The sequence below is a fragment of the Bacillus sp. 7884-1 genome (assembly GCF_002272245.1).
Lineage (GTDB): Bacteria > Bacillota > Bacilli > Bacillales > Cytobacillaceae > Neobacillus.
Genome location: NZ_NPDD01000242.1, coordinates 1 through 26,301 on the forward strand (window position 1 = coordinate 1; position 26,301 = coordinate 26,301).

A 26,301-nucleotide genomic window follows, 5' to 3' on the forward strand; every position below is an offset into this window, starting at 1 on the left:
ACGGGGTGCTTTAGTTTAAGAAAAGGACTGTCCATAGACGGTCTTTTTTTTATAGATAAAGTGTCATAACTTAAAAGATTTGACCACGTTTAGTCAGTGTGATAGTATCAGTATATAAATAGGTGTCGTAACTTAGTGTCATAAATACATTCGCAAAAAGGGGAGAATTTTAATGAAATATGGATACGCAAGGGTGAGCACGATAAGCCAAGACCTTGAAGCTCAGTTACAAGCACTAAAGAATGAAGGCTGCGAAGTTATTTATTCGGAAAAGTTCACAGGTACAAAAGCAGACCGACCACAATTTAAAGAGGTACTTGCGAAACTGGAAGTAGGCGATACTTTAGTAGTAACGAAGTTAGACCGCTTCGCACGTTCGACAGTGGACGCAATCAATACAGTAAAAGGGCTATTCGAAAGGGGTGTAAAGGTTCACGTTCTTAACATGGGGCTAATCGAAGACACGCCGACAGGAAAGCTAATACTTACGATTATGAGCGGCTTTGCAGAGTTCGAAAGAGATATGATTGTAGAGCGTACACAAGAAGGCAAGGCAATCGCTAAGCAGCGAGACGACTTTCGAGAAGGTAGACCGAACAAGTTTAGTAAGAAGCAAGTTGAGCATGCGCTGGGGCTACTAGCGACTCATTCATATACGCAAGTCGAAGAGATAACAGGCATTAGCAAAAGTACATTAATACGGGCGAAGAGAAAACAGGCGGCAGAATAATGATGACATAAAGCTTTTCTTATTGAGTTAACGGTAGCAGGTTAATTGATATTTTTAATGTAAGGGGATGTTTATATGGCATCACCAAGTGCAGAAAAGTATCTAGAAGAAATATATAATGTGGTTTTTAAGAACGGGTATACAAGCGTTACAGAAATCGCCACATCTGTGAATGTATCCTCATCTTCCGTAACAAAAATGGTTCGAAAACTGAGTAAAGAAAAGTATCTTATTTACCAACGATATGGGAAAATTCGAATGACAGAAACAGGCACGGAAAAAGGGAAGAAATTAGCATACAACCATCAAATATTAGAGGAGTTTTTTCAACTAATCGATCTCGATGAAGAAAAAATTCCTCATGAAATAGCAAATATTGAATATTATATCAGTGCGAATGCGATATCAAAAATCAAAGATTTCATAAATAAGGAAAAAGATTAATTGAATACTATTTTTAACTTTATTTTGAAAAGATATTAAGCTCCAAATAGAGCTTAATCTCTTTTCGTTAGGAAAATATTCCTAATTTTTCTATCTTACTGTTTACTTAATTACTATTTATTATTATGATGGTTTTAAGAATTTTCTGTTAAGTATAAAAATGTAAAAAAGTAAACATGAATGAGCTAGGTCAACAATATACAAAATCTATGTCAATCATTTTTCAGGAGTATGAATTTATGTTGAATAAAGTAAAAGAACTAAAATTAGCTAATCGGATCAATAAAATCCTGAAAACGCATTCAATTGAAATAGCCCATTATATCCCCGGGAGAATTCGGTTAAAGTCGATTTTTTGGAAACATAATCCTGATACCGTTAGTCAATTTGTCCATAATTTTAAGAATGAAAGCAGAATTTATTCCATTCAATACACTCCGGAAACAGGCAGTTTATTAATTACATTTGATTGTAGTCCAGTGGATAATGTAAAACAACTTGAACTATGGGTTGAACAGATTGAAAGGATATCATTAAAAGTTATCCAATAGAAGGAGAGAAAGCATGATTTCTTCACTAGTGGGTTTAGGAGCTTCATTATTTGCTCCTAAAATATTATCTCAAATAAATGATCAAAAAGTAGAAGTCGTCCACGCGATGCCTGGAAGAGTTAGGCTAAAATGTAATCGATGGAAAGATGAAATTGTGGCAACACATCTTGAAAAAACATTTATACAACTTGTAATTGTTAAACATGTAAGTGCATCTCCGATTACTGGGAGTCTTTTAATTGAGTTTGTCGTTCCTAGTCTTACTTCAGAACAATTTGATGAACTTGTTAAGCTTGCTGTCAACACTTCAGTAAACGCTTTTCCCCATGTAGAAGCACAGCTTATGAAAACGATGAAGAATACCGTCTTATCTGTAGACGGACTTATTAAAAAAAGGACGTCTGGAAAGGCAGATGTCGATTCATTGCTTTCTTTAATCTTGATAATTTATGGTACGGCTGGTTTCTCCGCAAATCCAGCTTTTTCAAGTAGTTTACTCTATTGGTCATACACCCTTATTACAAAAGAGAAAGGATAAGGCTATGGTATATAATCTTACTTTAATCCATTCCATTCCAGGAAGAACAAGATTAAAGTTGGTAAAAAAATACAGAAACAGAAAAAAGATTGAAGCGTTTTTTCGCTCCATTCCTTCCGTATATTCTGCTACCTATACAAATGAAACGGGATCGTTGCTTCTCTATCATGATCCTCAAATTAAATGGAAAGAACTTTTTCAAAAGGATTCTAAGCTTATAGCAAAAGAAGAGGGTATGAAAAGCAAAACCCCAGCCAAAGCAAAGTTCCCTATGATCGAAATTCTTGCCTGTTTTAGTGCGTTTATCTTTGAAATAGTGAAATCCTCTCCAATTCCAGCACAAGGACTAATTAATCTTACAAGACCGTCATCACTAGCTGTTTTACTTTCATCCTACAAGATTATTAAAAATGGAATGTTGTCTGTTCTGACGAATGGAAAGCCAAATGCAGACACGCTAACTTCTGCAGCACTGCTTGCCTCAATTATAAAAGGCAATCCAAAATCAGCTCTCATTATTTATTTAATGTCTACGATCAGTGAGTTGCTAACAGATTTTACTGCTTATAAAACAAGAAATTATGTAAGGGATATGTTAAGTGTCAAGGCGGATTCTGTTTGGAAGGTAGATGAATCTGGAAGAGAAGTTAAGGTTCCTGTTGACCAGGTTAAAGCAAAAGACCAAGTGGTTGTTTTTCAAGGTGAAAAAGTAGTAGTAGATGGGAGGATTCTTAATGGAACAGCTGTAGTTGATGAATCTTCTATCACGGGTGAGTACATTCCGAAAGAGCTGACAAAAGGTGATCGCGTATTTGCCGGAAGTGTCGTTGCAGAAGGAATCATAAAGATCCAAGTGGAGAAAGCAGGAGATGATACTGCGATCTCACGAATGATTCACTTAATTGAAGAAGCGCAATCGAAACAAGCGCCTATTCAGTCGTTAACGAATCATTTAACAGAGAAGCTTGTACCGATCTCTTTTGCTCTAGCAGGCTTAGTATATGTTGTAACAAGGGATTGGAATAAGGTATTGAATATGTTGGTGATTGATTATGTTTGTGGTCTAAAACTCTCTACTGCTACAGCGATCTCCTCTTCAATTGGTTTAGCTGCCAAAAATGGGATTTTATTAAAAGGTGGTCAAACGATTGAAAAGTTAGCACAAATTGATACGGTTATTTTAGATAAGACCGGAACCATTACAGAAGGAAGACCAGTGGTGGCAAAGGTTATTCCATTTGCAGGAATGACAAAAGATGAAGTTTTAAGTATAGCTGCATCTGCAGAGGAACATTCCTCACACCCGATTGCAGAAGCCATTTGCAATAAAGCGAATGAGCTAAATCTTCCTGTACCTGAACATGAAGAACTTGAAATGATTGTTGGAAAAGGAATTAAAGTAACCATTGACGATAAATTAGTACTTGTTGGAAGCAAACGGTTTTTAACTGAATGGAATATTTCCCTAGACAAGCTCAATAAAATAAACAGTGAAATAAATCGAAATGAAAATATGGTTTTTGTTTCTTATGACCAGCAGCTAATCGGAATGATTGTTTTAGAAGACAAAGTTAGAGTAGGAATGAAAAGGGCAATCAATCAGATGAGGAGACATGGCGTTGATGAAGTCATGATGTTAACTGGAGATCTATATCATCCAGCGAAAAAGATAGCAGATGAGCTTGGAATGGATTCGTTTGTTGCTGAGGCTCTTCCTGAAGATAAAGCGAACTTTGTCATGAATTATAAAAATAAAACCGATCATTTAATGATGGTTGGAGATGGAATAAATGATGCTCCTGCACTTGCTTATGCGAATGTAGGTATTACGTTAGGAACAAAACGAACGGATATTGCAGTAGAGACGGCGGATGTAATTGTTACTGTTGATGATCCGTTAGCATTGGCAGAAGTTATAAAATTGTCTCAAAAAACGATGAAATTAATCTACCAAAACATGATTGTAACAATATTAGTCAATAGCGGCGCTATTTTACTAGGCACGTTAGGGTTTATAACACCTGTTATTGGAGCAGCGATCCATAATGCGGCAACGATTGCTGTTGTATTAAACAGCGGAAAAATAATTTTCTTAGGGGGAAAAGCGAGTGGAAGCAAATTATCGAATCGCACACAGCATTCCCGGCAGATTAAGATTGATCATTCGTGCGTTAGCTGATAAAACTGACTATTTGAATATTGAAAAAATGTTTTCAGCTTTAAAAGGAGTTAAAACAGTAAGGATTGAACCAATTATTCAATCAATGGTTATTGAATATGAACCAATAGTAGTTGGAATAAAAGTGATTCTTCGTTATATTTCGTTGTTTTTTCGGCAAACACAATTTGACCCGCTTGATCGGTTCATGGTCCAGGTTAGACCTGGGATCAGAAAAGATTTTCTCCGTTCCTTTGGTACAGGTTTTCTTATTTTAATAGCCTACTTACGAAAAGGGATAAGTCCTAAACCTAATTTATTTGAATATGCCGCTGTTATTTCTACTGCTTATACTGTTCTCTCGCATGGAGAAAATAAATTCAGGCACCCAGATGTATTAACAGGAATGGTCAGCATGTTCTCTTTAGGAGCAAATAATATTTTACAAGTCGCAATGGTAACTTGGGCAGTAAATGCTCTAGAAATCTTCCATGATATGAGAAGAAGTCAAAGACTTCTTTAAATATAAATAAAATTTAAGGGGGAATCCTCATGGCTTTAAACAGAGATTTTTTAATGGGGTTTGTTTCAGGAACAGTATTTGGAGCGGTTGGATATCGCTTATACGAACAGAACAATGGGCAGCTTAAAAGCTTAGTGCAAAACAATGTGCCGACCCTAAGCTTCCAATCACCTCGGGCAGAGCTCAACATTGAAGAACTTGTGAGCCAAAAAGAAAGACTGGAAGATTTAATCGCGGAGAAAAATGCAATGATAGCAAGATAACTGTATTGTTTTGAAAGAGCAGCCTTTAATTTAATGGTTGCTCTTTCGTCTATTTCTATCACCCATGGAATAGCGTTCCATGCAGCCACACGATGTAATTACAGGTTGGAAATCACTAATGAAGAGACAGCAAGGATGTTTGATTTTATTTATTCTACCTCCTATTAGAGGAGTTAAAGGAGAATTAGGATAAATCAAATCCTGTTTATTTAAAGTAAATATCAATTGATAAAATTGCCATAAATATAGTATTGTCCTATATTCCTGGCACTTTTCTTCAACAGCATTTAGCTGGAATGGATGGAAAAAGGTGCAAATTGAAATGTAGGTGGTTTTTTTTGTAGAAATTCATCGATTCCAATAATATTAAAGCACGCTCGTGCAACAATAATTTGTCACTTTCGTTTTGAAGCGTTTTTTCTTCTATGAGTCCTATTAGGAATCTATGTCTTAAAAGGATTTCGCTTCTTCCATTTAATATTGTTTGTACATGTCCGTTAAATTTATAAGATTGGGGATAGCAACCTGAAAATCGATTCTTTAAAACGGACCAATCGTGGGCGTTTTTGATACTGATTAAGAGTTAGTTCCCTTGATACTTTTACATCCTCCATAAATGCCTTTGTCAGTGATTGAGCAATTTCTTCATCATATAGAAAGGCATTCACTTCAAAATTAAGTTTAAAACTTCTTACATCAAAATTGGCTGATCCAATGGATGATATTTCTTTATCAACCACTAAGGTTTTTGCATGAATAAATCCATTTTCGTATATAAAGACCTTTGCCCCTGCCTTTAGTAACTGACCAATAAAACAGAATGTAGCCCAATAAATACCCATGTGATCTGGTTTATTAGGAATCATAATTTTAACTTCAAGCCCCGAAAAACAGGCAATTAAAAGGGCATCTAATAAGCTTTTATCTGGAATTAAATAAGGTGTTTGGATAAGAACAGATTTTTTCGCGATTGAAATCATTTTAATATACCCATTTTTAATATGTTCACAGTTAGAATCAGGGCCGCTGGTAACAATTTGCATTCCGACATCTCCATTAGAAATAGGGACCGAAAAGTAATTTGGTTTATAGGAGATTTTGCTGGAATGGGATGCCTGGTTCCAATCAAGAATAAAACGGCTCTGAATATCATGAACAGAAGTACCCTGAATTCTTATATGGGTGTCACGCCAATACCCAAATTTTGGATCTAAACCAAGATACTCATTACCTATATTAAATCCTCCTAAATAACCAGTTTTCCCATCCACAATTACTAACTTACGATGATTACGATAATTTAACCGAAGATTGATGAACTGGAATATAGATGGGAAAAAGACTTCCACTTCTCCACCAGCATTAAGTAGTTCTTTGAAAAAATGCTTGTTTAATCCCCTGGAACCAAATCCATCATATAAAACTCGTATCGTGACCCCTTCTTTTGCTTTCTTTATTAAAACATCAGTAATTTTTTTTCCGAGTTGGTCTTTTTTAATAATATAGTACTGAAGATGAATATGGTCTGTTGACTCTTCGATATCTTTGAATAACTTGTTAAACTTCTCCCTTCCATCCATTAGCAGTTCAACCGTATTATCTTCAGAAAAGATGGCATGATTGTTAATTAAATTCATATATATTAAATCTCTACTGTTTCTTGTAGCTTGATTACGAAGATGGAATTGTCCGGATCTAAGCTTAGCTAATTGAGTTCTTACCTTTTTTTGATTAATAATCTTTTTACGGTCCTTCCACTGAAATAAGCGAGAACGGCAAGGGTTTAGTCCGAAAAAAAAATACAGAACTGTACCAATTATAGGAAGAAATAGTACAGCCAATATCCAGGCCCATGAGGAGCTGGCCTCCCGTCCTTCTTGAAATATAACAATAATCGCCAAAAAAATATTTACTACCAGGATTAGCGCGAGAAATATAAAAATAATTTGCATAATGAAACCCCACTCAAAGGCTTTAACAATAGTACTTACCTTAATCTAATTTCTTGTTACAGGATTAAATAAAGATGGTTAGAAGAGGGAATGAACTTATTCTAATTCTTTTCGTAATAGCATGTTATGAAGTTTTGAAAGAAAAACTAATGCAACGATTGTACCAACTAAGGTAAGTAGCATATCCCATTGTGCATCCCACATATCTCCTTGGGTCCCTAGAAAGTTTTTCGCTGTTTTTCCTCCCTCTGAAATAATAAAACTTATCCATTCAATGATTTCATACATGGCAGCGATGGCAAGAGAAATGCTTGTAGCGATACCAAATAACCAAGCACCTTTTGTTAAAAGTGTTTTCCTTAATAATAATTCTCTTATTACAATGGCAAACATGCCTTTAATCAAATGTCCAAATCGGTCGTAATGATTTCTTTTAAGATCGAAAGTTTCTTTTATCCAATTAAATAAGGGAACCTTTGAATAGGTGTAATGGCTACCGACAAACATCAAAATTGCTAAAATTGCAATAATGACATAAGAGAGGGTAGTAAGTCGAAATCTATTGTATTTTGCTAGTGCGATAATCAGAATGATAATGGCAGGAGTGACTTCTAATGCCCATGATAAATAGCTTGCAGGATTGATAAGCGACCACATGAAAACGGCCAAAACAACCATTAATAACAATACATGAACAATCACGGTGCTTTTTCCCTTCATTCCTTTTTTCACTCCTAATAGCATGATTTGTAAGGTATGAATAGCAAATTTAAAGGAAAGCTGAAAAATACAGTTCATTATAAAAAAAACATTTTTTAAATCTTTTTAGAACGTGGCATCGAAAATTTTCCTTCGTAAAGTAATTTAGATACTCCTCTTCTCTTAAAATGTACTCCCCTTTATCATTTGATTTCATAAACCAATTCGATATAGGAGACTTTTCAAACAAGCAAGGTTCTATAACAACAATTTTACCGTTTGGTTTTAAGACTCGCTTGAATTCTTTTACATAACCTTGAATCAATTCAGGAGGAATATGGTGCAGTACAGCGAGAATTAAAATAAAATCAAAGCTATCGTTGTCTGCGGGAAGTTCATTTCCCATAAAAGCCTCAAATCGGTACTGGTTATACAATCGTTTGGCATATTCAATCCTATATGTATCTATGTCTATCCCCAAATAATGATCAGGTGGACATAAGGTGCAGTTCGCCCCGGTACCTGCTCCAAAATCCAGCACTTTTTTTTCTGTAAAGTCAAAATATTGCTGAATATTATTCTGAATATAAATTTTTGTCAGCCATTTAGGTCGAACCAATGAGTGATAAATTCTTGGTGATAATTGCAATCAGCAGCACCTGCACTTTTATAATATTACCCAGCAATGGAATCGTATGCCATCCATATTTGAAAGAATAATTTTAGGATAAGTTTGAAGAAGACTTTATATGTCTTCCATTTAAATCCAATTAGGAGTTACGATATTTCCTTTATCGCCATTAATTCCCGCTAATAATTCCTCCTCTATTTCTTTATAATAGAAACAGAGGAGGAGATTTTATTGATATTATTCTTTTTTATTCTTGTGCTTTTAGGTATTTCGATCCTTTTCTATAGAGCTTACAAAAATACTCATAAAGTGGCTTTAAATAAAGTCAATTTATCTAATTTACATTCTAATCATTCACAGGGACCTCAATTAAAAATTTTACAAATCTCAGATATGCATTTAGAAAAGATTTCTATTTCACCTGAACAACTTTACAAAAAGCTAGCGGGCGAGAAAATTGATTTAATTGCTCTAACAGGGGACTTTCTAGATAAAAGACGCAGTATTCCAAGACTAATTCCTTACTTAAAGGTATTTAACCGTTTGAATCCACGCTATGGAATTTATGCTGTGTTTGGAAATCATGATTACAAATTAAAACAAAAGGACTTTGATTTATTGAGAAACGTGATGGAAGAACATGGCTGTAATACGCTTCAAAATGAAAATGAGACCATTTATGTAGAAGGTAAACCCGTCCATATTATTGGTATTGACGATTTACACACAAAAAGAAGCGACCTGGAATCATCCTACACCGGAGTAAATGAAGGATATCATTTAGTTTTAACTCATGATCCTAACATTGTTCTTAAGATGAAGGATTGGTCCTTTGACTATCTTCTATCAGGACACTTCCATGGAGGCCAAATCTACTGGCCTAAGCCGTATCATCTAGCTAAACTAGGAAGGTCTATGATGCAGATGAATATGATTAAAGGACTGCATTATTATGAGGATAAACCTTTTTATATAAGTGAAGGATTAGGACAAACATCTATTAATATAAGAGTTGGTAGTCGTCCTGAAGTAACACTTCACCAACTATCTTTAAACAAAATACAAAAGGAAGAGGCTCAGACGGCAATTTAACGTCAGAGCCTTAAATATTTAAACAATAAACAGAAGTTATAAGATTCCATGTTTTGGGATGGGAGCATAAGGAAAAAGTTCGTTTGAGCCATCTCTCCAAGCTTGGCGCCCAGCATAAGTTTCAATCCCCTAGGAAGTTCTTTCTTACATTTTACCCTTGTCAAAGTTGACAAGGGTTTTATTAATATTTTGCCGAATTAACATGTTAGTAATAGCAATCCTCTAGTATTGCAAAGTCATTTAAAGGAGTGAATTGTGAAGCGATCCCGGAATCATTATTTGAGTCAGAGCTTTTTGGATATGATGACGTCGCATTAACTGAGCTTGTGACTCATGCACTGTTAATTCGCTTTTCTATATGTTAAATAAAAATCAAGTAAGGGTCTCCAAACAAGTCATGATTGAAGATAAAGGGGTTAACGGAAAACTAAACCAAAAATCCAAGATTGGATGTTATTTTTGATCTTTACACTACAAACCAAAATGCAAAATTGAATGCGGTTCCAGATATCACGATTTCTCCTCACTTTCAATCTGTTGTTTCACAAACAGCTCTTACATGTATTTTTCAATTTCAAATTGGGCAAGCTTTATCAGGAATTATAGGAAAGGTGGACGGCCAAATTTTAAAACAAAACGCTTTTTGACCTATCTTATTATAAATCAAAATCTGTATAGAATAGGGGGAGAAGTATATGTCTGACCATCCAATACAAGGGCTGATGACAGCTGCCATGGAAAAACTGAAAGAAATGGTGGACGTTAACACCATTATAGGAGATCCAGTTGAAACCCCTGATGGCTGTGTGATATTAACTGTATCTAAGGTTGGTTTCGGATTTGCAGCAGGTGGAAGCGAATTTATGCTTGATGGAGATTCAAGTGGTAGAGGTCAAGGACAATCAAAGGGACAAGCTTTCGGTGGAGGAAGCGGAGGCGGTGTTTCCATTACCCCAATTGCCTTCTTAATTGTGAATTCCAATGATGTGAAAATGGTTCATCTTGATGAAAGCACGCATTTATATGAAAAGATACTCGATCTAGTTCCTCAAGCAGTAGATAAGATTCAGCAGATGTTCAATAAGAACGGCAATGACAATAGCAGTCAGAACCAACAGAATCAAAGCTCCAACCTGCAGTATTATAATGGACCAAAGCAGGATTTAGATTTGTAATCGAAAGAAGTTAACTTTTACTCTGATAAGGTTTTACATTTTTTATCCTATCAGAAATTATGTCTTTCTGAAGTTAGACAAATGTCAAGCTCTTGTGCTAGTGGCTAGAGGTCATGCGCCAATTCGTCAAAATCTGGGCCATTTGTGGAAGAACACTTAGTTTTTAAACGACTTTATTCTTGTTTAATCTGAGAAAAATTTGAAAAGGATGAAGAAAATTAAACAACTATTTTTTGAACACCGTTCCATTTCCGAACGGTGTTATGTGTGTTAAGAGTAATAAAATTAAACAACTTTATTCTTAGTGAACAGTTATCTTATTAAAAAAAATAAATGATAAAGGTATAGGCATCATTATTTATTTTTCTATACCCTGGTATGGGACAAACTTGGAGGAGGGTTGAATAGGGGTAAGGAGGCGATTGATAAATGGCTACATTCGAAGTTCTGTCCTTGATGCTTAGTTTTGGCTAGTTTGTAATCGCTGTTTTGAGCTTTCACAATAAAGATGAGAATTCTGGGGGTTATCGAAAAAATTAACCAAATGATCGTATCCATAGTTGAATTTGATTATGAAAAGGCTCTAGAAGAATGGAAAACAAATAATTGTTTATAAAAAGATAATCCCTTATTTCAACCAAATGAAATGAGGGATTTCGTCTTTTTGCTTCTTTATTCTCAAATAACATATAAAGCACTTGGTTCCATTCTAATTCGGGCAGGAGTTTGACCAATCACTTCTCCATCCCCATGTACCAACATTGGAGTAGAAGAAAGGATTTCTATTTCTTTTCCTTTTATGATCTTAATAAAAGGAGAGGATGTATGCTTTCCTTTATAGGCCAATGGAAATATTCGTAAAAATTCCCACTTAGACATTCCTTGAACAATGCATATATCAAATAAACCATCATTGATTTCGGCATCTGGACATATCATAAATCCTCCCCCGTAATAGGGGAAATTGGCTACTGCAATGAGCCAAACCTTTTGAATCTTGTATAGCTTCTGATCAATCATTAGGGTAATTTCCATTGGTTTGTATTGAAATAAAACATTTATTGCACTAATAAGGTAGGAGATCTGACCCATCCGGACGAAATTAAGTACTTTTTTATGCATAGATTCATTGGTTTTCTTAGCTACTTCCCCGTCAAAGCCTATTCCTGAAACTGTACAAAAGTATGTAGAATTTACAAATCCGATATCGATAATCTTAGGTTTCCCGTTTAATATACGTTCTAAAGCTCTATCATGTTTTGTAGGTATACCTAAACCTCTTGAAAAATCATTGCCAGATCCAGCAGGAATTATTCCTAAGGGCGTATCCGTACCGACTAATCCATTAATCACTTCATGGATAGTTCCATCACCACCTACCGCAACCATCACTGTCACTTTTACCTTTTTGATAAGTTCTTGAACTAGTAAAGGGGCGTGTTTAGGTTTCTCTGTAAAACGAACGCAGTAATCAACGTTTTTTGTTTGAAGCTTTCTTTCAATTTTATCCCAAATTTTAAGCGCTTTACCATTACCCGAAACCTTATTAACAATAAAACAATACAAAATCTCACCTATTCATGAATTTTTATCAAAATTATAGCCTACTTTACTTGTGAATATACAAGCTTAAAAATAAGGCTTTATTATTCTAAAGTTGAACTAAAAACATGAAGGTGCTGGGGTATTACTTTAAAATCTAGACTTTCTACATAAGCTTTTTCGCCATCAAGATTAAGAGCGATGGATTCTGGTATCGTAAAAGAACCCGATTTTATTCTGGTATGTTGAATAATAGATTGATTGTCAGCAATATTGAGTATTTTTGCAAGTAATGAAAAAAATAAGCGGAATCGATTGGTTTTTTTACAGGTAAGAAGATGGAAATAACCATCGTTATGTGTTGAATTCTTAATAAGATGTTCAAAAGGACCAACGGAGTGTCCATTCATGATTAAAAATAAAGAAAGATCTGAAATCACTTCATTTGAGGATACATTAACTGATATAGCATCTAACTGTTTTGTCAAAAAAATTGTTTTAAGAAAATGAAAGCAATAGGCCCATTCACCAAAAGAGGATTTTAGGGCAGAAGGAGTTTTAAAGGTTATATCCGCCAACCATCCAGCAGCTGCAATATTGGCAAAGTATCGGTTTCCAAATTTTCCAATATCAACATGCTTTGAATTACCTCTTTCAATAATTTTGAGTGCTTGCATATTGCAAGACATCCCTATATATTTTGCGAACTCATTGCTCGTTCCAAATGGGAATACGCCTAAAGTTGGTCTATATTTTTCTTCCGCTAAAAGCTGGATTGTTTCGTTTACCGTACCGTCACCTCCGGCAATAAAGATCGCATCCCATTTATTTTGGCATGCTTTTTTAATGGGTTTTTCCATACTATCAAACCCCGTTGGCTGGTGAATCGTTAATCGATATCCTATTTCTGAAAGTTTTTTTATAAGCATTGGATAGTCCTTATGAGATGCTTTTTTTCCGGAAAATGGATTATATACTAGCAAAGCCTGTTTGTTAATTGTATCCATTACGAGATCCTCCGAACTGTAGGATATTTCTATAACCAGTATTCCACGTTTTTCTTTTTTTACTAAAAATTTTCCAAAATTATCAAAAACAAGAATAGAAAGGAATTAAATTGGAAAAATTATCTGTAATTGTTAAAGAAACTAGGTGAAAAAGTGTTGAAAGCTTTGCAATTCGATTATAAATTACCCCGCTATATCTTTAGTAAAATAACCGGAAAATTTCTTCCTTCTGCTTATTGGGATTCACGGATATCCTGTTTACAATATCTCGAGCAATTGGAGCCGGAGCTTCCAAATGAAAATTGGGTGAAAGTAAGAGTGAAATATGGTGGTATATGTGGTAGTGATCTTAATCTCCTTTTTTTAAATGATAGTCCTGCTACATCACCATTTGTTTCTTTTCCATTCACAATCGGGCATGAAATTGTAGGGATAATTGATGAAGTTGGTTCAAAAGTTACTCATTTAAATAGTGGGGATCGAGTTGCGATAGACCCAATTTTGTCTTGTGCATCAAGAGGAATAACCCCTCCTTGTACCGCATGCCTAAAAGGTAATTTTAGTTTATGTGCACATAAAACAGAAGGAGACTTGTCACCGGGTTTGTTAATAGGAGCTTGTCGTGATACAGGTGGTGGTTGGAGTTCCTATATTGTGGCTCACAAAAGCCAAGCCTTTAAACTGCCTGAAGAAGTAAATGATTTAAACGGGGTGATGGTAGAGCCTTTTAGCTGCGCTTTACATAGTGTCTTAAGGAATCCCCCAAGTAAAAATGATACCGTATTCGTAATAGGAGGAGGCGTAATTGGGATATGTGTCATTGCTGCCATTCGAGCACTAGAAATCCCGTGCAATATTGTTGCATTGGTGAAGCACCCTTTTCAAGCTGAGCTGGCATCCCATTATGGAGCAGATGAGATTATCCTTCTTCAAAAACCAAATTATGTCGAGGATCTTGCAAAATCTCTTAAAGGTAAGGTATTAAAGCCACTTTTTGGCCCTGAGGTAATAGAGGGAGGGGCAGATATTGTTTATGAGTGTGTTGGAAAAAAACAAAGTATCAACGATGCACTTCGGTTTTCAAAGAACGGTGGAAAAGTTATTTTGTTAGGGCTGGCAGGCATTATGGATGGCATTGATTGGACGACAGTTTGGCTTAATGAGTTAGAAGTTAAAGGAAGCTTTGCTTATAGTACAGAGCAGTATCGAGGAAAAAGAGTACCTACTTTTAACATAGCGATTGAATTAATGCGTGATGGGAAAGTTGACTTATCACCATTGGTCACTCATCGATTTCCATTAGAAGATTATCGAAATGCTATTGATACTGCTTCAAATAAGAAAAATCGTGCAGCATTCAAAGTTGTTTTTGAACCATAACAAATAGATTGAATTGAGGAGGAAGACAAAAATGAAAAACTTTACTATAACAGGTGCTGAAAAAACTCCTTTTCTTACATGGTATACCGAAGGAATAAAGGAAAAATTTTCAACTGAGGGATACGAGTTTTATGAAGAACCAGTTGATGATCTGAGGATTGTATTTAATGTGATCGACCAAGAGAAACCACGTCCGTTTCGTAGAAAGGCACAGGCGACTTTTGTCATATCTATTCTAGAGAATAATGAAGAACCCGAGAATATATTTGAAACTGCTTATCCATATTTAATTAGATCGATTGCGAACCATTTAATTTTCATCGTACATAATAATGAAAATACAGATTGTTATTTTATTACTCCTGAACAAGGATTTTACAAAATAAGTTATCAAGGTAAAGAGAAAGCAGACTTTTTCAATAAGATTTATCAAAGATTGGAACCGGTTGCATCGGCTCAATTAGTCATTGACAATCATTTTGCGGAAGATTTGGAACAAGATTTATGGAATGGCAACGAAATTACAGAAAGGATGTATACCTCAGGCAAAAAATTGGATGAAATGAATTTATTGCCTGCACCGTTTCCGCTAGAAAAATATTTATCAGACCGTGATATGCGACAGTTAAAAAAATTATACGGAATAGGCGGCCTTAGCTATGGGAATCTAAGCAGTCGACACGATGATAAAACCTTTTGGATGAGTGCTAGCGGTGTTAACAAAGCTAATATGCGAGTAATTGGCCAAGATATTTTATATATCAAAGGATATAATTCGAAGAAAAATATGATGGAAATAAGTGTTCCCCCTCGTATTTCTCCAAAAAGAGCATCGGTTGATGCCATTGAACATTGGATGATTTATAAGGAACATCCAAAAGTCGGAGCAGTTGTTCATATCCATGCTTGGATGGATGGCATACAAGCAACAGAAATTAACTACCCTTGCGGTACGATTCAATTGGCGGAAACGGTTGCCGATCTAGTGCGAAATGCTAATGATCCATCTAGGGCAATCATTGGACTTAAGAATCATGGTCTAACCATTACAGGCCGTGATTTAAGTGAAATCTTTGAACGTATTGATGGTCAAGTCCTGTCTCAGGTGCCAATGGCATAAAAAGGTGTGATTAAGAACTAAACCATTAATAGTAAAGAGATCTCATTATAGATTTTTAAAAGTTTTTTTTCAAACAACAAGCCATTATATAAAACTGGAGTTGAGATGATGGAAAAAACGATTGAACCGATCGATAGGGTTGCATTCAATCTTGGTCCGATAAGCATTTATTGGTACAGTGTTATGATCATTTCCGGGGCACTTCTTGGTTTGTGGTTCGCTTTGCGAGAAAGCGAGCGTCGTGAACTTCCAAAAGACACCCTTATTGATTTAGTCCTTATTGCCTTTCCAATTTCTATCATAGTTGCCCGTATTTATTACGTGATTTTTAAATGGGATTATTACATCGCACATCCTAATAAAATTTTTGCTATCCGGGAAGGCGGGCTGGCCATGCACGGTGTACTAATCGGTGCTGTATTGACCATAATGGTGTTTGCGAAGGTACGAAACATTTCATTCTGGAAACTTTGTGATATATTGGCACCTAGCATCATTTTAGGCCAGGCTATTGGAAGATGGGGAAACTTTATTAATCAGGAAGCCCACGGAGGGCCTGTAACTCGGGAGTTTCTCGAATCTCTGTATTTGCCCGATTTTATCATAAACCAAATGTACATCGAAGGGACTTATTATCATCCGACATTTTTATATGAGTCTCTTTGGAATTTTGGCGGGTTTATCCTATTGATGTCCCTCCGGCAGGCAAATTTAAGACGGGGAGAGTTGTTTTTGACCTATATCATTTACTACTCATTCGGACGTTTCTTTATTGAGGGAATGAGAACAGATAGCTTGATGCTTACGGAACATTTACGCATGGCGCAATTCATTTCGGTCGTATTAATCCTTATGGCAACAGTGATAATCTGGTACCGCCGAAAAAAAGGATATGCTGAGAGCCGTTATTTAGATAATGGCATGTAATAGATAAAGGATGCACACTCTATACCCATCCTACTAATGATGAGATGCGAGATGAAGTAAACAATAAATAAAAAAACTTAATTTAAATAATTCAAACTTCTCACTAAAATAATTGTTTATATTGTCAAAAGGAGAACGACTGAAATGTAATTTTCACAAATAAGGTTGGTAATAGGAGAAATCCCAAGAAGTAGGCAAAGGACAGAAGCTGAAGCCTTAGATCAATACTTTACTAACCCTATTATTCATAAGCAAATAAATGGCGACAAAGTATACGTGCCATTAAATATAAATAGGATTTGGGACGAAATACGATAATATTTTGTCAATTATCTCTTTATTACTAAAATGCCCACATTGAAGTGGGCATTTAAATCAAAAAAACTTTATTTGTTTGTAAATGAGTTTTTGTTAGGTACTAATTCCTTTGAAAACTCCGTTAAATTAGCCATTTTTGGGATCGGGGTAATATTTCTGAATCGAAAATTATTCATTAAGTTTTGAACAGAATTTAGCATATTTATGTTACTATTTCTTCTAAATCCATAAGCTGCTGCGCTAATTCCCATACCCAAAATAGACGCCCATAGGATTCCTCGATTATTTCTTCTTCTGCCAAACATATTTAAAATGTTCTGTCTTCTCCCTATTTTGAATAGAGCAGTTATCCAGTTATTCAATTTCAAACACTTCCTCGATAGAGAATTTAGAAAGATAAATTTATCACCTTCCATAATCTAATATTTGCAGTTAGGGTTTTGATAATGCTGGCAATGTTTTGTTATGAACTTTTATATTCCAAAAATGCCTTCGAAAAGATTGTTACTTACAGGTTACGCTCTAATACACTAACAGAAGTGGCAACAATCTTCTATTTACTTGGAAAAGACATGAAATTGCGCCAATATATACTTGGCTTCTTTGTTTAATAAATGAAACGCTGGAAAACATATATAAAACATCTTATAAAATGCTTTTTTGCATAGGGAAAAGGTTTCTTTCTTTACATCTTGTGATTTAATGGTAAATAGAGGAGTGAATAAGCACTGGGGAACAGACTTGTTAGCGCAATTTTTATCGAAAGCATTTTCCATAAATATTAAGTGATCATTTTGATAATTGATGGCCTAATCACTGCCGCTGCATTTAAAACATTAGGGGTTCAAGTGTTCCTTTTTTCTTGGTTTACAATTGCCATTATTGGGTTGATAACTTCATTGATCGCTAGGCCATTTTGAGGAGTAAGCTGTGTTAGTGCTGATTACCCTAAAACCTTACAGTCAAAATAAACACAATATATACAAAAATTGATTTTACTAGATTGCCTTAGTCCAAAACTGGATTAAGAAAGATGGTAATAAACTCCAAAAAGGCGTCCCATTTTTTTACGTATTTTCCTCAATGACAAAGAAACAACCATTATCCTTTTAAAATAGGGGTTATTTTATCAATGGCTTCGTGTAGTTTTTTACTATTTATACTATACATTTGCTTAGCTTCCTTTGAGACAGTTCCAAGAGCAAACTTCTCTAAGTCAGTTTGACACTTTTTTAAGGTCGAAAGAATTAAAGGTCTTTCTTGAGGGGATGCAACTTGCAGCTTATCATCATAAAGGTCAACGGTTAAGTCTCCATAAGAATTTACCTGTCCAAGAAAAACATTTTCAATCGTAACCTCCAGTTTTTCTAATTCAGTTTGTAGCCAGGGCCGACTTTTTCCAATATTGTCTAGTGGCTCATCCAATATTTCGCCATCCATTATAACAGTCTGAGGCTCCCTGATTGAAGCAACCGACAAGTTTACGACCTTTGCAGTTAAAGGTTGATTCTCTTTCTTTAGCATGACGGATAAATCTCCAGTTGGCTCTAACACCGCAAATTCCACATCAGACACCTGAAAAACATCTTTTTTGCGAAGCAATTCTAATAATTCATCTGTTGAGTATCTTTCCTTTTTTAAATTTTCTTCCATAATTTTCCCATCTTTGATGAATACTGATCCTTTGCCTTCCACAAAATCACGAAACTTTTTAATTTTTAAAGAAATTAAACAAACTATATAAGGTATGGCTGCCATGACGACAATTGCTAATCCGCCAATAAAGATACTATGTCTTACTTCAAGAATAACGACTGCTGCTATCCCCCCTATCGTTATACCCGTTATATATTCGAAAAAGGAAAGTTGGGACAGCTGTTTTTTACCTAGAAATTTCGTAATAAAAAACAAAACGGTCATAAACAGTATTACTCGTAAAACAACATTTAGCCAAATAGGCATTAATAGATCCTCCTATCTTAAAATCCTTTGTACTGAAATTCATCTCCTTCTAATTCTCCAACTCGATTTTTTAAATCCGTTATTACCTCATGTATGACCATCATGGTTTCATGTAACGTAAACTTCGATTCATAATCCTCAGTGCGGAGCGCTAAACTAGATAAATCAGCTTCTACACCTTTAAGACTAGCAAGAGATTGTTTTACTTCTGTTCCGATTGTCATTCGGGCATCCTCCTTATCATTTTCTGTTTAAAAATCAGGGCTCCAATAAATCCAACAATAATAGCTGCCGTGATTCCTGCGCTAGTTACATCAAATATCCCTGTAAGTACACCAACTAGGCCGGGTTTATAAGCTTCTTACTAGCACCATGTACAAGTGAATTCCCGAAACTTGTATTAGGTACGTTAGCTTCTGCCACAGCAAAATCTATCAAAGGTTCATATAAACCAAAACCCATCTAAAAGGGCACCAATTACTACAAAGGTATTTAGTGTGTGTCCAGGCATAAGTTTAAAGAAATCCAACATAATTTGCCCAATTACACAAATCTAACCTCCTACGACAAAAGCCCAAAAATAAATCACATTTATTATTTACCTCCGAATTCAATCGATACTGCTTGGGCGATACAAGGAATCGTTTCGTTTTGCTGAAAAGAAAGGGGTGATAATTAAGCACCTGTAGCCACTACTAGCATTTTTTATATTCTCCTGTTTTCATACGGTTAAACAGATGACCATAAACTAACGTTGCTGAACTCCTATGGATGTTAAAATTATAAAAAGATTTTCAATTTGATTACTTTGTATTTCATGGAATCATCTCCATGTTTTATCGTTATTAGAAGACTAAAAACAGGTTGGCATCTCAACCAATCTATTTTTACCTTACTTAATTTATTGTTGATTGTATTGAGGTTCATCTTGTTCGATTTGTTGGATACGTGGTTCAATGCTGTCAATAACTGATTGTGTTTGTTGAGCAGCTTGTTGATAAAGCTGTTTTGCTTGTTGATTCTCTGTACCAAGAGCAAATGTTTCGAAGCTAGCCTGGGCACTTTTCAATCCTGCTAGAGCTGTCTTAACATCATTTATTACTGTCATTTTAAATTCCTTCTTCCTTTTCATTTAAACACTTACGAAAGTAATATTTCTTTTTTTTATGGTGTTTATGTAAGGTTGTTTATGAAATTAGGAAAAAATATTAATAAAAAAGTCGACTTGACCATCATAGATTATCCTAATCCATTACAAAAAATAGGGCTCCTCAGTAAGATTTGAGAATAGACACCACTCTAACTCACCACTTTAGGAGGAAACCCTACTATGAATTTTAAAATGCAAGACAAACAAAATCAACTAATAGAAAGAATTTCCGATACAGATCTTATAGTTGGTGTGGATATTTCTCAACAACTACATGATGCAAGAGCAGTTAATTTTCTGAGAATTGTAGTCGGAGACACTATTACATTGGAAAATAATGAAGAGGGGTTGGCACATTTTAAAGAGTCTATATCTAGGTTAGTATCGCCTATTTTATATTAATCAGAGGCTATCCTGAAAGTGAAAAATATACATTTCCAGGATAGCTTGGTCCCATAGGAAATGAAATCCTAAAACTTACATTAGTATAAACCTCAATTTCTCTTGATAATATCGTTTTTCTGTATAACTGCTACAACTGTTTAAATGAACTATACCAGTATTTTTTATTTATACTAATTCAATAAAATAATATTTAACGGGGAAATCTAACAAAGTATTAGTAGTACTGGCTAAGTAGTGGTTTGATTTTCAGTAAATTTTTGTTCATATTTACAGTTGGATTAGAATTTAAGACTGCGGGTATATAAAAAAATTAGCAGGACACTAAAAGAATTAATCAGCCTTTATTGTTACTAATATGAATATAACGAAAAAGGAGCAGGGACTTGTGAAAGTAGTGGTAACAGGAGCAGCAGGTAAAATTGGCCGGTGGACAGTTAGAACAATCATGGAAGCCGGTCATGAGGTCATAGCCTCAGATCGATTATTAAGGGAGGAATCAAGATCAAAAAATTTTATTCAAGCTGATTTAACTAACTATGGCCAGGTATGCCAACTTTTGAAGGGATGTGATGCAGTTGTCCATCTTGGAAATATTCCTACCGATGTGAGGAACACATCTCAATATATATTTGAAAATAATATGATGGTTAATTTTAATATCCTTGAAGGTTGTAAAGATTTCCAAATAAAAAAGCTAGTTTGGGCTTCTAGCGAAACGGTATTAGGATATCCTTTTGTTCCCGAAGAGCTCAAGTATCTTCCTTTAGACGAGGAACATCCAACTAATGAAAAATCATCATATGCTATGGTAAAAAGGTTGACTGAAATTCTCTCTGAAATGTATTACAAACTTACAAAATCCCAGATCGTTTCACTACGTTTTGCGAATATATATGAACCTGACGAATACGAAAAAATCCCTATCATGCATTGGCATGATGAGCGGCAAAAGGATGTTCAAAAGAAAAATGCGTGGGCTTATTGTGATGTGAGAGATGCAGCAAGGGCATGTCTTCTTGCTTTAGAAAAGAATAACTTAGGAAATGAAGTATTCCATATTACTGCTCCTGACACAATCATGCCTGAACTTAGTAAAGATTTGGTGGATCGGTATTTCCCTAATGTAACTTTAAAGAGGCCTATAGAAGGCCATGAAACATTGATGTCATATGATAAAGCAAAGAAGATTCTAGGATATGAGCCTCAGTATACTTGGCGTAAGGTTTTAGATAGTGAGGGTATAACCAAGCCAATGCCTGAAGATCAACTTGCTTTATCAAGAACAAACATTTAAATAATATCATCGTTGCGGGATAATCAATTAGGTGGACGGAGTATTTATTCTATATACAGATAGTGATTGGATTACATTTTGTTAAAAAATATATATTTAGTAATTTTGTGTATAAAGTGATAAACAATTGATTGATTTGTATCTTAAAGCGTTACAATGAGAGAATGCGGACAAAGATTTTAAAGAGATATTAGGACAGGAACCGATAAAAAGAAATTTGCTTTTTGAAGTATTCAAACGGCGTGATAATAAAAAATGATAAATTAGTGGAGACGGTGCCAGGCATCAGTCTCTTTTTATTTTATAGGGTTCTTTGCCAAAAAACCAAGCACTGGGAGATTGTGAAGAATTGTACTTAAAGTAACAGGAGGCCGTATATTTTGAAGAGTGGATGAAGAAAAATGAATGGGAAGACACAGATATATGCGAACGATGCGGTACCTGGAACGGACCATTGATTATTTGTCCGGAATGTAAAATTTAAACGCCGATTTGGCGTTCTTTTTTTGTTTACATATAGAACATTTGTTTGTATATAATAAAGACAAAGGGGGTGATTGAATTGGCGATACGAGATCGAGGCGTTAAGAAGTGGCAAGGGGCGTTTTTCATGCCCGAGCAAGTAAAGATGCAGCGTGAGTTATGGCGCGACACTCAACGGTTTGCCAAGCCGATAATCGACGAATATCAGTTGGAGGAGTTCGACCAGTGTATTTGTTATGCAATGGAATACAACCTATCGATAAAGTTGACGGTATGGGCTGACGGCTTTACGGAAGATGTGACAGGGAGCATACAATTCGTCGATCCAATTACGCATCAGCTTCGGGTCGAGGTCAGAGCTGGCGAATTCGAGCGAATAGGTTTTGATAGTGTAGTCGGAGTTAAGGTTTTAGATTGAGCGAAAAATAAGGAAAACCAAAAGAGTAAATCTCGTTATTTCTACTAACATCCAAAAAAATTGTCTCGGTTGGTTGGATAGCATTCACACAAACGCCTAAAATTGTACGCAGGAACTAGTTCGTAAGCTATCGAAGTATGTTGGAAGGAAGGAAAGGTGGTACTCGATGTTTTTATTTCGCAAAAGAAACACGTTAAGGTTAAGGTTTATCACTACAATGAAGATAGTTACGTGGCGACAGCAACGGACGGAGAACGGACAGTTTGTGAATGCTACGGAAGCACAAGAGAAGCTGCGGAGGAAATGGCGCGGCTAAAACTGCGACATTTTCAAGAAAAAGACCTAAATCGACCAGTTGATTTCGATTTTACGCAAAAATGACGATGGACATCGGTTATGTGCCGAGGCTTTTCGTCATTTTATAAAGCGCTAACCCTGCAAAATGTCGTTACTTTTAAATATAATATTAACATCTCTATATCCGAAATTTTCACGTCGTTTTCATCAACATAGTGAATAATCTAAGCAACCGCTTAATAACATACTCCTTATCCGATAAATCATCAGCAATGAGGTCGCCAACTAGACCTAAGAGCTGTGTCTTAATGCGAGCGATCGTTAATTTTGCCTCTAGTGATTCGTTCATCTTACCGCCTTACTTCTAATATCAAACTGTCACACGCTCATACGTCATCTTATCTGGGCAGTACTGGCGGTGATAGCCCTTTATTTACTTATACTACTTTCTATTCGCCTAAGTACTTAACCAATATCGAGTATGATCTGCCGACCGCTGAACCGTAATACTTGCCAGCCGTTCTCTTTTAAATATTTATCTTTACGCCGATCACGTGCCTTTGCCTTAGGTGAGGAATGATATGCTTTACCGTCGCACTCAATTGCAATACGCGGACCAATTAGCGCTAGGTCAATACGATACTTACCACAATGAATTTGAGTAGGTACGGCATAACCTATAAGCATTAGCGCGTCATACAATTGTCGCTCGATAGGACTTTCACATTTGGAGCGCTCATTATAAACTGGCTCGACCTTAGGGAATAAAAGGAACACCAAAAAGCCCGCAGCAAGCAGGCTGAAAAATACGATATTCTATCAACCGGAATCACCTCGATTACTAGTATCGCCTGTTATTAATGTTATTAATTGGGTTTCCTTTCGTATAATTCCTCGACACCTACTCCGAGCAGGTCCGCTAATATGTATGCTTTATCTATCCTCATATAATTACGTCCAGTTTCGTAGTTACGAAGCTGCTTTACTGTAATTTCTAATTTCTCAGCCACGAAAGATTTTTTGTAACCACTCTTTAAAATTAATTCCTCAATCCGACTTTCCAACATATGCATCACCTATACTAATTATTCTCTTTTTTGAGCGTATTTCCTGTAGGAAATTTTAGTGGCGAAAATAGGTATCTATTGTTCTGATCTAGTATTACCGCTAATACTATTTACTAATCAAACTAAAAGGAGGTGTTACCATGAGTAACAAAAGAGTTAAATCCGTTTCTTTCAACACCACGAACCCACTGGAACGAGAATTTTTAGAGTACATGGAGCAAGAAAAAATAGAATTTAGTGGGTACGTAAAGGAACTGATTTTCGCAGACATGCAACATCGCAATGCACCTCTCAAAATCGTCCAGCGAATCAATAGTGGAGGTATAAAGATAGTAGTAGGGAAATAATACCGCCTCCCTTTACTCAATATTTTTGTAACACTGTAACACGGTCGACAATGTCAATTGTCACGACAATTTCAAAAGGGAGGTCTTGTAATGATAGAGGGGAAGGGGCTTGGCGGGAAAAGGGTTCATAGGGTGAACGTATCACTGACGAACAAGCAAGCATTCAAACTAAACCGACTGGGAACGGCATGCAACATGAAGCCTACGACACTGGCAGCAGTACTTATCGAGAAGGGGCTTAACGATGATAGGCTTGTCTCAGAGTTACAAAAGGAGTATTGCACCGAAAAGGCTTACCGAGTGATAGTTGTTAATAATAGCGGAGAACTGAACTACGTTTTGAGCGGAAGAGAGGACATCACATGAGCTGGATCAGTTATATTACGGGCGGCATGACTGTGATATTGGCATATGCGTTTTATGCGGTAGGGATGGAAGATGAAGAAGCGGAATTGGCAGTAGAAGAAAATAATCTAATGGTTAACGATTTCTCAGGAAGGTACGTGACTTTAAGCTGTCAAACGTGCAGAAAGTTGAAGAAACATAAGGAAGTCGAGCCAAACTTGTTTCAGTGTGCAAAGTGCAAGCGGCACGTCGATATAAGAGTAGAGTAAGGATGAACTGTTGTGCGTAGTAGAAAAGCAACCTTTGAAAAAAACTGTTGGACCTTTCTAAATTGTGGGTTAGGTTTCTTTTATAAACCATACACATCCATTTGTGTAAAAAATCCGGATAAAGGGGCGATTTTTATTACTTATTACAGAGATGAAAAACCATATGAAAAAATGACAAAAGCGGAACTGATTGAGGTGATCGAAGAATTAAAGAATCAATTAGAATATCTTGAGGACAGTATTGAGGAAACTGAGAGCAGCTATTCGGAACTTAACGAGGAAAGTGAGCATATGCGTAGAAGTTTATCTGATTACAGACAAAAGGAAAAAGAGGAAGTATTGTATAATCTTTTTCCAAACATGAAACCATTATGGTGGAAAAAGGATTAATTGTGACAGGGTTGGTAACAGAATTTGTCTTTGTTGAATGGTTTAGAGTTTACGAACTTAGTAAGTGTGTTATAATAGGGTTGAGAAAAACTTCAGTTAATAGTAGGGCAGAATCAGGGTTTTTGAAATACGTTCCGTTGATTAACTTGGCTTACAATACCTTATGGATTGTAGGACAAAGAAATCATCACACCGCGCAGCCATCTGATCAATAGCCCGAAGCCAGGATTGTGGAATGCCAGTTCACTTTCCTACCGCCCCGTGAGCCTACCACCTCATGGGGTTTTTATTTTTGTTTTTTCCTTGAATGAAAAAGGTGAAGGAACATATATTATTAAGGAAAAAAAAGAAACCTCCAATGGTGGAAATCCCTTAGTCAATTACAGTTGCCCTTATCCCGCAAGGCGGGGGTGCCTCATGATTCAAGCTATCAAAGCAAGCTACCACACTTACTCGGCTTGGAGACGGAACTGATTTATCGGGGTCCAGCCATTTTTGGTTCTTTTTTATCTGCAGGGAGTTTGGACATATCCAGCTATTAAATAAACAGTTGGATAGCGGTCACAAAAGCCACAAAGAAGTCGATTAGCGCCGTAGCCAGTGCGACTTTTTCTGCATCAGAGAAAAACTGTTTCAGTTGTTGCCAGAATTTTGTCATGCCTACATTTCACCTCCTTACCCACCTTGCTTTATTTCCCTCGGATGGAAATAAGGAGTTTAGGCACACTGACAACTTATTCTACCATTTTTCCTTAAATAAATGATAGGATAAATTGTATTTTTTTGGTACAACTAATCCCTTCCTCATTTAGGAAGGGATTTTA

The 26,301-nt window shown here is 35.8% G+C and carries 33 protein-coding genes and 3 pseudogenes; 22 read left to right on the forward strand and 14 right to left on the reverse strand.

Annotated elements, in window-relative coordinates; all coding sequences use genetic code 11:
• Window positions 1-172 precede the first annotated feature (172 nt).
• The 7 genes from CHI06_RS26050 to CHI06_RS26080 all read left to right on the forward strand — a co-directional run bounded on the left by CHI06_RS26050 (window position 173) and on the right by CHI06_RS26080 (window position 5,207).
• Window positions 173-730: a recombinase family protein gene (locus CHI06_RS26050; protein WP_095251560.1), complete on the forward strand. Its 558-nt coding sequence runs from the start codon at window positions 173-175 to the stop codon at window positions 728-730.
• Between the two features lie 75 nt (window positions 731-805).
• Complete coding sequence (locus CHI06_RS26055) at window positions 806-1,174, forward strand: iron dependent repressor, metal binding and dimerization domain protein (RefSeq protein ID WP_095251561.1); 369 nt, start codon at window positions 806-808, stop codon at window positions 1,172-1,174.
• A 239-nt stretch (window positions 1,175-1,413) separates the two neighbouring features.
• Window positions 1,414-1,725, forward strand: a complete 312-nt coding sequence (locus tag CHI06_RS26060) for an HMA2 domain-containing protein (RefSeq protein WP_095251562.1) — start codon at window positions 1,414-1,416, stop codon at window positions 1,723-1,725.
• A gap of 13 nt (window positions 1,726-1,738) precedes the next feature.
• Window positions 1,739-2,263 carry an HMA2 domain-containing protein gene (locus CHI06_RS26065; protein ID WP_095251563.1) on the forward strand — a complete coding sequence of 175 codons (525 nt, stop codon included), beginning with the start codon at window positions 1,739-1,741 and terminating at the stop codon, window positions 2,261-2,263.
• Window positions 2,264-2,267: 4 nt separating this feature from the next.
• Window positions 2,268-4,442, forward strand: a complete 2,175-nt coding sequence (locus CHI06_RS26070) for a heavy metal translocating P-type ATPase (RefSeq protein WP_095251564.1) — start codon at window positions 2,268-2,270, stop codon at window positions 4,440-4,442.
• Complete coding sequence (locus tag CHI06_RS26075) at window positions 4,372-4,944, forward strand: HMA2 domain-containing protein (RefSeq protein ID WP_095251565.1); 573 nt, start codon at window positions 4,372-4,374, stop codon at window positions 4,942-4,944. Before CHI06_RS26070 ends, CHI06_RS26075 begins: the two co-directional genes overlap by 71 nt.
• A 29-nt stretch (window positions 4,945-4,973) precedes the next feature.
• Entirely contained in the window at window positions 4,974-5,207 is a 234-nt protein-coding gene (locus CHI06_RS26080) for a hypothetical protein (RefSeq protein ID WP_095251566.1), read from the forward strand.
• 503 nt (window positions 5,208-5,710) lie between these two features.
• Here CHI06_RS26080 and cls read toward each other — a convergent pair.
• From cls to CHI06_RS26095, 3 genes are all read right to left on the reverse strand, one after another.
• Window positions 5,711-7,159, reverse strand: a complete 1,449-nt coding sequence (gene cls / locus CHI06_RS26085; RefSeq protein ID WP_095251567.1) for a cardiolipin synthase — start codon at window positions 7,157-7,159, stop codon at window positions 5,711-5,713.
• 96 nt (window positions 7,160-7,255) lie between these two features.
• The gene (locus CHI06_RS26090) at window positions 7,256-7,879 is read right to left on the reverse strand and encodes a DUF2238 domain-containing protein (RefSeq protein ID WP_142301023.1); all 624 of its coding nucleotides are present in this window, start codon (window positions 7,877-7,879) and stop codon (window positions 7,256-7,258) included.
• 49 nt (window positions 7,880-7,928) lie between these two features.
• Window positions 7,929-8,507 (reverse strand): class I SAM-dependent methyltransferase, encoded by a 579-nt coding sequence (locus CHI06_RS26095; RefSeq protein ID WP_095251568.1) that lies wholly within the window; start codon window positions 8,505-8,507, stop codon window positions 7,929-7,931.
• Window positions 8,508-8,720: 213 nt separating this feature from the next.
• Here CHI06_RS26095 and CHI06_RS26100 point away from each other — a divergent pair, with 213 nt between their 5' ends.
• The 4 genes from CHI06_RS26100 to CHI06_RS31200 all read left to right on the forward strand — a co-directional run bounded on the left by CHI06_RS26100 (window position 8,721) and on the right by CHI06_RS31200 (window position 11,230).
• The gene (locus CHI06_RS26100) at window positions 8,721-9,581 is read left to right on the forward strand and encodes a metallophosphoesterase (protein WP_095251569.1); all 861 of its coding nucleotides are present in this window, start codon (window positions 8,721-8,723) and stop codon (window positions 9,579-9,581) included.
• 227 nt (window positions 9,582-9,808) lie between these two features.
• Window positions 9,809-9,946, forward strand: a complete 138-nt coding sequence (locus tag CHI06_RS29495) for a sigma 54-interacting transcriptional regulator (protein ID WP_142301024.1) — start codon at window positions 9,809-9,811, stop codon at window positions 9,944-9,946.
• A 330-nt stretch (window positions 9,947-10,276) separates the two neighbouring features.
• Window positions 10,277-10,756 carry a GerW family sporulation protein gene (gene ytfJ, locus CHI06_RS26110; RefSeq protein ID WP_095251571.1) on the forward strand — a complete coding sequence of 160 codons (480 nt, stop codon included), beginning with the start codon at window positions 10,277-10,279 and terminating at the stop codon, window positions 10,754-10,756.
• A 429-nt stretch (window positions 10,757-11,185) separates the two neighbouring features.
• Window positions 11,186-11,230 (forward strand): putative holin-like toxin, encoded by a 45-nt coding sequence (locus CHI06_RS31200; protein WP_373558173.1) that lies wholly within the window; start codon window positions 11,186-11,188, stop codon window positions 11,228-11,230.
• Between the two features lie 204 nt (window positions 11,231-11,434).
• Here the strand turns inward: CHI06_RS31200 and CHI06_RS26115 are convergent, their stop codons facing one another.
• The gene (locus CHI06_RS26115; RefSeq protein WP_095251572.1) at window positions 11,435-12,322 is read right to left on the reverse strand and encodes a diacylglycerol/lipid kinase family protein; all 888 of its coding nucleotides are present in this window, start codon (window positions 12,320-12,322) and stop codon (window positions 11,435-11,437) included.
• An 80-nt stretch (window positions 12,323-12,402) separates the two neighbouring features.
• Window positions 12,403-13,305 carry a diacylglycerol/lipid kinase family protein gene (locus CHI06_RS26120; RefSeq protein WP_095251573.1) on the reverse strand — a complete coding sequence of 301 codons (903 nt, stop codon included), beginning with the start codon at window positions 13,303-13,305 and terminating at the stop codon, window positions 12,403-12,405.
• Window positions 13,306-13,461: 156 nt separating this feature from the next.
• On the opposite strand from CHI06_RS26120, the gene CHI06_RS26125 reads away from it, so the two are divergent.
• The 3 genes from CHI06_RS26125 (at window position 13,462) to lgt (ending at window position 16,732) form a co-directional block, all read left to right on the forward strand.
• Complete coding sequence (locus CHI06_RS26125) at window positions 13,462-14,685, forward strand: zinc-dependent alcohol dehydrogenase (RefSeq protein WP_095251574.1); 1,224 nt, start codon at window positions 13,462-13,464, stop codon at window positions 14,683-14,685.
• Window positions 14,686-14,716: 31 nt separating this feature from the next.
• On the forward strand, window positions 14,717-15,805 hold the full coding sequence (locus CHI06_RS26130) for a class II aldolase/adducin family protein (protein WP_095251575.1): 1,089 nt from the start codon (window positions 14,717-14,719) through the stop codon (window positions 15,803-15,805).
• Between the two features lie 105 nt (window positions 15,806-15,910).
• Window positions 15,911-16,732 carry a prolipoprotein diacylglyceryl transferase gene (gene lgt, locus CHI06_RS26135; protein WP_179292789.1) on the forward strand — a complete coding sequence of 274 codons (822 nt, stop codon included), beginning with the start codon at window positions 15,911-15,913 and terminating at the stop codon, window positions 16,730-16,732.
• A 386-nt stretch (window positions 16,733-17,118) separates the two neighbouring features.
• On the opposite strand, the gene CHI06_RS26140 is transcribed toward lgt, so the two are convergent.
• The 6 genes and pseudogenes from CHI06_RS26140 to CHI06_RS26165 all read right to left on the reverse strand — a co-directional run bounded on the left by CHI06_RS26140 (window position 17,119) and on the right by CHI06_RS26165 (window position 20,120).
• Entirely contained in the window at window positions 17,119-17,412 is a 294-nt protein-coding gene (locus tag CHI06_RS26140; RefSeq protein ID WP_095251577.1) for a hypothetical protein, read from the reverse strand.
• Between the two features lie 739 nt (window positions 17,413-18,151).
• A complete protein-coding gene (locus tag CHI06_RS26145; RefSeq protein WP_095251578.1) occupies window positions 18,152-19,012 on the reverse strand; it encodes a DUF421 domain-containing protein in 861 nt (286 codons plus the stop codon).
• A gap of 17 nt (window positions 19,013-19,029) precedes the next feature.
• A complete protein-coding gene (locus tag CHI06_RS26150; protein WP_095251579.1) occupies window positions 19,030-19,236 on the reverse strand; it encodes a DUF1657 domain-containing protein in 207 nt (68 codons plus the stop codon).
• Window positions 19,233-19,565 (reverse strand): annotated as a pseudogene (locus tag CHI06_RS26155) (SpoVA/SpoVAEb family sporulation membrane protein). The gene CHI06_RS26150 and the pseudogene CHI06_RS26155 overlap by 4 nt, the downstream one beginning before the upstream one ends.
• A 41-nt stretch (window positions 19,566-19,606) precedes the next feature.
• A pseudogene (locus CHI06_RS26160) lies at window positions 19,607-19,773 on the reverse strand (stage V sporulation protein AD); the annotation flags it as partial.
• Between the two features lie 140 nt (window positions 19,774-19,913).
• A complete protein-coding gene (locus CHI06_RS26165; protein ID WP_095251580.1) occupies window positions 19,914-20,120 on the reverse strand; it encodes a DUF1657 domain-containing protein in 207 nt (68 codons plus the stop codon).
• A gap of 222 nt (window positions 20,121-20,342) precedes the next feature.
• On the opposite strand from CHI06_RS26165, the pseudogene CHI06_RS26170 reads away from it, so the two are divergent.
• The 4 genes and pseudogenes from CHI06_RS26170 to CHI06_RS26185 form a co-directional block, all read left to right on the forward strand.
• Window positions 20,343-20,543, forward strand: a pseudogene (locus CHI06_RS26170) (IS110 family transposase); the annotation flags it as partial.
• 409 nt (window positions 20,544-20,952) lie between these two features.
• A complete protein-coding gene (locus tag CHI06_RS26175) occupies window positions 20,953-21,861 on the forward strand; it encodes an NAD-dependent epimerase/dehydratase family protein (RefSeq protein ID WP_095251581.1) in 909 nt (302 codons plus the stop codon).
• Between the two features lie 553 nt (window positions 21,862-22,414).
• Window positions 22,415-22,762 (forward strand): YolD-like family protein, encoded by a 348-nt coding sequence (locus CHI06_RS26180; RefSeq protein WP_257009460.1) that lies wholly within the window; start codon window positions 22,415-22,417, stop codon window positions 22,760-22,762.
• 156 nt (window positions 22,763-22,918) lie between these two features.
• The gene (locus CHI06_RS26185) at window positions 22,919-23,143 is read left to right on the forward strand and encodes a hypothetical protein (protein ID WP_095251582.1); all 225 of its coding nucleotides are present in this window, start codon (window positions 22,919-22,921) and stop codon (window positions 23,141-23,143) included.
• Window positions 23,144-23,252: 109 nt separating this feature from the next.
• Here the strand turns inward: CHI06_RS26185 and CHI06_RS30075 are convergent, their stop codons facing one another.
• The 3 genes from CHI06_RS30075 to CHI06_RS26195 form a co-directional block, all read right to left on the reverse strand.
• Complete coding sequence (locus CHI06_RS30075) at window positions 23,253-23,408, reverse strand: hypothetical protein (RefSeq protein ID WP_179292790.1); 156 nt, start codon at window positions 23,406-23,408, stop codon at window positions 23,253-23,255.
• A gap of 116 nt (window positions 23,409-23,524) precedes the next feature.
• The gene (locus tag CHI06_RS26190; protein ID WP_257009461.1) at window positions 23,525-23,836 is read right to left on the reverse strand and encodes an endonuclease domain-containing protein; all 312 of its coding nucleotides are present in this window, start codon (window positions 23,834-23,836) and stop codon (window positions 23,525-23,527) included.
• Window positions 23,837-23,925: 89 nt separating this feature from the next.
• Window positions 23,926-24,126 carry a helix-turn-helix transcriptional regulator gene (locus CHI06_RS26195; protein ID WP_257009462.1) on the reverse strand — a complete coding sequence of 67 codons (201 nt, stop codon included), beginning with the start codon at window positions 24,124-24,126 and terminating at the stop codon, window positions 23,926-23,928.
• A gap of 140 nt (window positions 24,127-24,266) precedes the next feature.
• Here CHI06_RS26195 and CHI06_RS26200 point away from each other — a divergent pair, with 140 nt between their 5' ends.
• From CHI06_RS26200 to CHI06_RS26215, 4 genes are all read left to right on the forward strand, one after another.
• Entirely contained in the window at window positions 24,267-24,473 is a 207-nt protein-coding gene (locus CHI06_RS26200; protein WP_095251585.1) for a hypothetical protein, read from the forward strand.
• A gap of 90 nt (window positions 24,474-24,563) precedes the next feature.
• On the forward strand, window positions 24,564-24,839 hold the full coding sequence (locus CHI06_RS26205) for a hypothetical protein (RefSeq protein WP_095251586.1): 276 nt from the start codon (window positions 24,564-24,566) through the stop codon (window positions 24,837-24,839).
• On the forward strand, window positions 24,836-25,087 hold the full coding sequence (locus CHI06_RS26210) for a hypothetical protein (RefSeq protein ID WP_095251587.1): 252 nt from the start codon (window positions 24,836-24,838) through the stop codon (window positions 25,085-25,087). Before CHI06_RS26205 ends, CHI06_RS26210 begins: the two co-directional genes overlap by 4 nt.
• Window positions 25,088-25,099: 12 nt before the next feature.
• The gene (locus CHI06_RS26215; RefSeq protein WP_095251588.1) at window positions 25,100-25,477 is read left to right on the forward strand and encodes a hypothetical protein; all 378 of its coding nucleotides are present in this window, start codon (window positions 25,100-25,102) and stop codon (window positions 25,475-25,477) included.
• The last annotated feature ends 824 nt before the right edge of the window (window positions 25,478-26,301 follow it).

Excerpts from the sequence above, each read along its gene's own strand:
- CHI06_RS26060 (WP_095251562.1), top strand. The coding sequence starts at position 1,414 with ATGTTGAATAAAGTAAAAGAACTAAAATTAGCTAATCGGATCAATAAA.
- CHI06_RS26090 (WP_142301023.1), bottom strand. The coding sequence starts at position 7,879 with ATGAAGGGAAAAAGCACCGTGATTGTTCATGTATTGTTATTAATGGTT.
- CHI06_RS26145 (WP_095251578.1), bottom strand. The coding sequence starts at position 19,012 with ATGCCTATTTGGCTAAATGTTGTTTTACGAGTAATACTGTTTATGACC.
- CHI06_RS30075 (WP_179292790.1), bottom strand. The coding sequence starts at position 23,408 with ATGAACGAATCACTAGAGGCAAAATTAACGATCGCTCGCATTAAGACA.
- lgt (WP_179292789.1), top strand. The coding sequence starts at position 15,911 with ATGATGGAAAAAACGATTGAACCGATCGATAGGGTTGCATTCAATCTT.
- CHI06_RS26195 (WP_257009462.1), bottom strand. The coding sequence starts at position 24,126 with ATGTTGGAAAGTCGGATTGAGGAATTAATTTTAAAGAGTGGTTACAAA.
- CHI06_RS26150 (WP_095251579.1), bottom strand. The coding sequence starts at position 19,236 with ATGACAATCGGAACAGAAGTAAAACAATCTCTTGCTAGTCTTAAAGGT.
- CHI06_RS26080 (WP_095251566.1), top strand. The coding sequence starts at position 4,974 with ATGGCTTTAAACAGAGATTTTTTAATGGGGTTTGTTTCAGGAACAGTA.
- CHI06_RS26070 (WP_095251564.1), top strand. The coding sequence starts at position 2,268 with ATGGTATATAATCTTACTTTAATCCATTCCATTCCAGGAAGAACAAGA.
- CHI06_RS26050 (WP_095251560.1), top strand. The coding sequence starts at position 173 with ATGAAATATGGATACGCAAGGGTGAGCACGATAAGCCAAGACCTTGAA.
- CHI06_RS26205 (WP_095251586.1), top strand. The coding sequence starts at position 24,564 with ATGATAGAGGGGAAGGGGCTTGGCGGGAAAAGGGTTCATAGGGTGAAC.
- CHI06_RS26130 (WP_095251575.1), top strand. The coding sequence starts at position 14,717 with ATGAAAAACTTTACTATAACAGGTGCTGAAAAAACTCCTTTTCTTACA.
- CHI06_RS26065 (WP_095251563.1), top strand. The coding sequence starts at position 1,739 with ATGATTTCTTCACTAGTGGGTTTAGGAGCTTCATTATTTGCTCCTAAA.
- cls (WP_095251567.1), bottom strand. The coding sequence starts at position 7,159 with ATGCAAATTATTTTTATATTTCTCGCGCTAATCCTGGTAGTAAATATT.
- CHI06_RS26200 (WP_095251585.1), top strand. The coding sequence starts at position 24,267 with ATGAGTAACAAAAGAGTTAAATCCGTTTCTTTCAACACCACGAACCCA.
- CHI06_RS26055 (WP_095251561.1), top strand. The coding sequence starts at position 806 with ATGGCATCACCAAGTGCAGAAAAGTATCTAGAAGAAATATATAATGTG.
- CHI06_RS26120 (WP_095251573.1), bottom strand. The coding sequence starts at position 13,305 with ATGGATACAATTAACAAACAGGCTTTGCTAGTATATAATCCATTTTCC.
- CHI06_RS26165 (WP_095251580.1), bottom strand. The coding sequence starts at position 20,120 with ATGACAGTAATAAATGATGTTAAGACAGCTCTAGCAGGATTGAAAAGT.
- CHI06_RS26210 (WP_095251587.1), top strand. The coding sequence starts at position 24,836 with ATGAGCTGGATCAGTTATATTACGGGCGGCATGACTGTGATATTGGCA.
- ytfJ (WP_095251571.1), top strand. The coding sequence starts at position 10,277 with ATGTCTGACCATCCAATACAAGGGCTGATGACAGCTGCCATGGAAAAA.